The sequence below is a fragment of the Inquilinus limosus MP06 genome (assembly GCF_000767795.1).
Classification (GTDB): Bacteria; Pseudomonadota; Alphaproteobacteria; order DSM-16000; family Inquilinaceae; genus Inquilinus; species Inquilinus limosus_E.
Genome location: NZ_JANX01000588.1, coordinates 1 through 3,818 on the forward strand (window position 1 = coordinate 1; position 3,818 = coordinate 3,818).

Consider the following 3,818-nt stretch of genomic DNA (forward strand, 5'->3'; position numbering starts at 1 on the left):
GGCCGGCCGTTCCTGGTGATCGAGGATGCCGACCAGCCGCTGGCCCGGCTGCGCGAGGCCGGGATCGAGACCATCATCGGCAACGCCGTCGTGGCCGAGGTGCTGGGCCTGGCCAACCTGCCGGCGGCGCGGCAGCTCGCCGTCGCCGTGCCGAACGCCTTCGAGGCCGGGCAGATCGTGTCCCAGGCGCGGGCGGCCAACCCCGGCATCGCCATCATCGCCCGGGCGCATTCCGACGCGGAGGTGGAGCACCTGCGCAGCCTCGGCGCCGATGCGGTGATCATGGGCGAGCGCGAGATCGCCCGCGGCATGGCCGAGGCCCTGACCGCCGACAGGGCGGTGCCGGGGCTGCAGCCCGGAGTCACGCAAACCGCGTGACTCTCTCACGCCTGATTGCAAATCTGTTGCGCGGGGATATCGGTTCAGACATATTACATATTGTATACCAGTTGGACTCTTGCCAATCATGACTGGTCGCGGGCGGACCGGCCGACAACTGAGTGACCCTGGTCGGCCCGTCCTTGCCGGTCGCGCATCCGGGCGACGTGACGCGACGGCCCGGCGTCGATGCAGCAGCGGCGCTCAGCGCCTGACATCCACTCGATTGGCGCTCAGCGCCCCCACGCCCTTGCAGGCCCGGCCCGGAGTTTCGGGATCAGCCAGGGCCGTCCGCCGGAGGCCCCGGCCGGCCGGTCCGATCCCGTATCCCTCCTCGGCCTAGGCCTTCAGGGGCCAAAGAACCGCCGGCAGCCAACGACCGGCCGAACGACACAACACTGGGAGAGCCATCGCCATGAGTGCGATTTCCAATGCGAGCGCCGGGACGGGGAGAGCTCCGACGAATCGCTGGATCCAGTTGATCGCCGGCATCGTCTGCATGGTCGCCGCCGCGAACATCCAATACGCCTGGACCCTGTTCGTCCCCGAGATCCAGGAGACCTATGGCTGGAGCCGCGCGGCGATCCAGACCGCCTTCACCATCTTCGTCATCGTCCAGACCTGGCTGACCCCGATCGAGGGTTACTTCATCGACAAGTACGGCCCGCGCGCCCTGGTGCTGGTCGGCGGCGTGATGACCGGCCTGTCCTGGATCGTGAACTCCTACGCCACCTCGCTGACCGGCTTCTATGTCGGCGCCGCGATCGGCGGCATCGGCGTCGGCTGCGTCTACGCCACCTGCGTCAACGCCGCGCTGAAATGGTTCCCGGACCGGCGCGGCCTGGCCGTGGGCCTGACCGCCGGCGGCTATGGCGCCGGCTCGGCCCTGACCATCATCCCGATCGCCAATGTCATCGCCGGCTCGGGCTACCAGGCGGCCTTCTTCTGGTTCGGCCTGATCCAGGGCAGCATCATCTTCGCCGCCGCCTGGTTCCTGCGCGCGCCGGACAAGGAGGAGGTGAAGCACTCGACCAAGGTCGCCCAGACCCGGCGCGACTACACGCTGGGCGAGGCGCTGCAGACCCCGGTGTTCTACGTCATGCTCGGCATGTTCATCTGCACCGTCACCGGCGGGCTGATGGCGGTGGCCCAGCTCGGCGTCATCGCCCAGGATCTCGGCGTCAAGGACATGCCGGTGAACCTGTTCTTCTTCACCATGGCGGCGCTGCCCTTCGCCCTGATGCTGGACCGCATCATGAACGGCATCTCGCGGCCCTTCTTCGGCTGGGTGTCCGACCATATCGGGCGCGAGAAGACGATGTTCATCGCCTTCACCATGGAAGGGCTCGGCATCGTCGCGCTCGGCACCTTCGGCCATAACCCGTGGGCCTTCCTGATCCTGTCGGGCGTGGTGTTCCTGGCCTGGGGCGAGGTGTACTCGCTGTTCAGCGCCACCGCCGGCGACACCTTCGGCACCAAGCATCTCGGCAAGATCTACGGCGTGCTGTACTGCGCCAAGGGCGTCGCCGCCCTGCTGGTGCCGTTCGGCAACCTGCTGATGGAGGCGACCGGCACCTGGTCGACGGTGCTGTACACCGTCGCGGCGATGGACCTGATCGCGGCCTTCTCCGCCGTGCTGATCCTGCGGCCGATGCTGCAGCGCCACCACGCCCGCCAACGCCTCGGCCCTGGCTGCGGCGCAGCCGGAGCGGGCGGCCAGCCACAGCGGCCGGCTGGCCAGCGCGAACTAGGCGACCGGGCCGGCGCATCCGCGCCGGCCCCCCAGGACCTCACCCGGCCGTCACGCGTCCGTCCCCAGGACGGCCGGGGATTTTCGGAGCGGCGCCACCGTTCCTCAGGATGGAAGAGCCTGGCCGGGAGGGGCGACCCTTCCGGCCGGTTTCCGTTCCGGCGGGGCGCATCGCCCGGCTTCGCAGATCCGCCACAATCGGACCGGACGATGCGGCCATGTCCGACGCGCTCGCCATCCTCCGCATCTTCGGCCGGTTCCTGCTCAACACCCTGGTGCTGCTGGCCTGGATGTTGGCCGCCGCCCTGGCGTACACGCTGGCCAGTTGCACCTCCGGCGATCCCGTCAGCTGGGCGATCCTGATCGTGATCGCGGGCGGCTTCTTCGTCTGGCCGATCACCCTGGCCCTGCTGATCGGGGCCTTCGTCCTGGCGATCCGCTATCCTTACACCCGCGGCTGGTGGCGCACGGTCTTGGCGATCACCGCGGTGCTGGCCTTTCTCGGTGCGGCGGCGGGCTTCGGTGATCGCCAGGCCTGCACCTTCGGCGGCTTCTGACCCCGGCCTCAGCCCTCGAAGACGAGCTGGATGCGGTCGCTGGCGAAGCTGGACAGGCCGAACTCGACCACCGCGCCCTCGGCGTCGACATTCAGCGCCTCGGTCGCCATCACCGGCCGGGTGCGGGTGATTTCGAGCAGGCGCTGCTCCCGCGCATCCGGCAGCCGGGCCGAGACCCTAGTGCGGCGGCGGGTGTAGTCGGCGACGCCGAGGCGAGCGAAGCTGGCGGTCACCGAGCCGGTCTCGCGGAAGATCTCGACGATCCCCGGGAAGCGCGCGGCGGGGAAGTAGTGGCTGGCCAGGCTCAGCGGCAGCCCGTCGGCATGCGACCGCGTGTCCAGCCGGATCACCGGCGTCCCGGCCGGCACGTCCAGCTCCCGCGCGATCATGGCGGAGGCCGCTTCGGTGGCGGATTCGAGCAGCTCCAGCCGCGCCGCGCGATTTTCCCGCTTCATGTTCTCGTGGAAGCGGGTGCGCCGGCCGATCAGATAGGCGATGGCGCCGAGATGGACGAAGGTGCCGCGGCCCTGGGTGACGTCGACCAGGCCCTGCTCCTCCAACTCGGCCATCGCCCGCCGCACGGTGTGGCGGTTGACGCCAAACCGCTCCGACAGCTCCGCCTCGGTCGGCAGCCGGGCCCCGGCCGGATGCACGCCGTCGCGGATCTCCCGCTCCAGCGTCTCGCTGATCTGGCGCCACAAGGCGACGCCGGCGCCGCGGCTGAGAGAGATGGGCCGAATCATGCCACGTCCGTCACGCAAATTTCATCCTTCCCGGCTTGCGGTTGTCGTCGAATCCCGTTCATGATCTAAACATACGGATGACTAGATGATTAGGCAATAGGTCTATCAGCCTATGATCACAAAAACTGAAGAGCGCCGGGACTGGATGGCCGTGCTGGCCAAGGCGGACTCGGGGACCCTCCACCGCCTGTGGGCCGATCTCGGCGACGGGGCCGGCTTCACCACGCTGCGCCCGGCCGAGACCGGCATGGTGATGGTGCGCGGCCGCGCCGGCGGCGACGGCATGGCCTTCGCGCTCGGCGAGATGACGGTGACGCGCTGCGCCGTTCGGCTGGACGGCAGCGAGGTGCTGGGCTTCGCCTATGTCGCCGGCCGCGACCGTCGCCATGC

Annotated in this window: 5 protein-coding genes; 4 read left to right on the forward strand and 1 reads right to left on the reverse strand. The window is 69.3% G+C overall.

Annotation, left to right across the window (positions count from 1 at the left end):
- The 3 genes from P409_RS28950 to P409_RS28960 form a co-directional block, all read left to right on the forward strand.
- On the forward strand, positions 1-378 hold a 378-nt coding region (locus tag P409_RS28950; RefSeq protein ID WP_034846586.1), incomplete at its 5' end, for an NAD-binding protein.
- A gap of 415 nt (positions 379-793) precedes the next feature.
- A complete protein-coding gene (oxlT, locus tag P409_RS28955; protein WP_202964837.1) occupies positions 794-2,491 on the forward strand; it encodes an oxalate/formate MFS antiporter in 1,698 nt (565 codons plus the stop codon).
- A 2-nt stretch (positions 2,492-2,493) separates the two neighbouring features.
- Positions 2,494-2,685, forward strand: a complete 192-nt coding sequence (locus P409_RS28960) for a hypothetical protein (RefSeq protein ID WP_034846588.1) — start codon at positions 2,494-2,496, stop codon at positions 2,683-2,685.
- Positions 2,686-2,693: 8 nt separating this feature from the next.
- On the opposite strand, the gene phnF is transcribed toward P409_RS28960, so the two are convergent.
- Entirely contained in the window at positions 2,694-3,428 is a 735-nt protein-coding gene (phnF, locus tag P409_RS28965) for a phosphonate metabolism transcriptional regulator PhnF (RefSeq protein WP_034846590.1), read from the reverse strand.
- A gap of 145 nt (positions 3,429-3,573) precedes the next feature.
- On the opposite strand from phnF, the gene P409_RS28970 reads away from it, so the two are divergent.
- Positions 3,574-3,818: phosphonate C-P lyase system protein PhnG (locus P409_RS28970; RefSeq protein ID WP_343285532.1), on the forward strand; the 245-nt coding region annotated here is incomplete at its 3' end.

Coding starts and splice junctions, on each gene's coding strand:
- phnF (WP_034846590.1), bottom strand. CDS start 3,428: ATGATTCGGCCCATCTCTCTCAGCCGCGGCGCCGGCGTCGCCTTGTGG.
- oxlT (WP_202964837.1), top strand. CDS start 794: ATGAGTGCGATTTCCAATGCGAGCGCCGGGACGGGGAGAGCTCCGACG.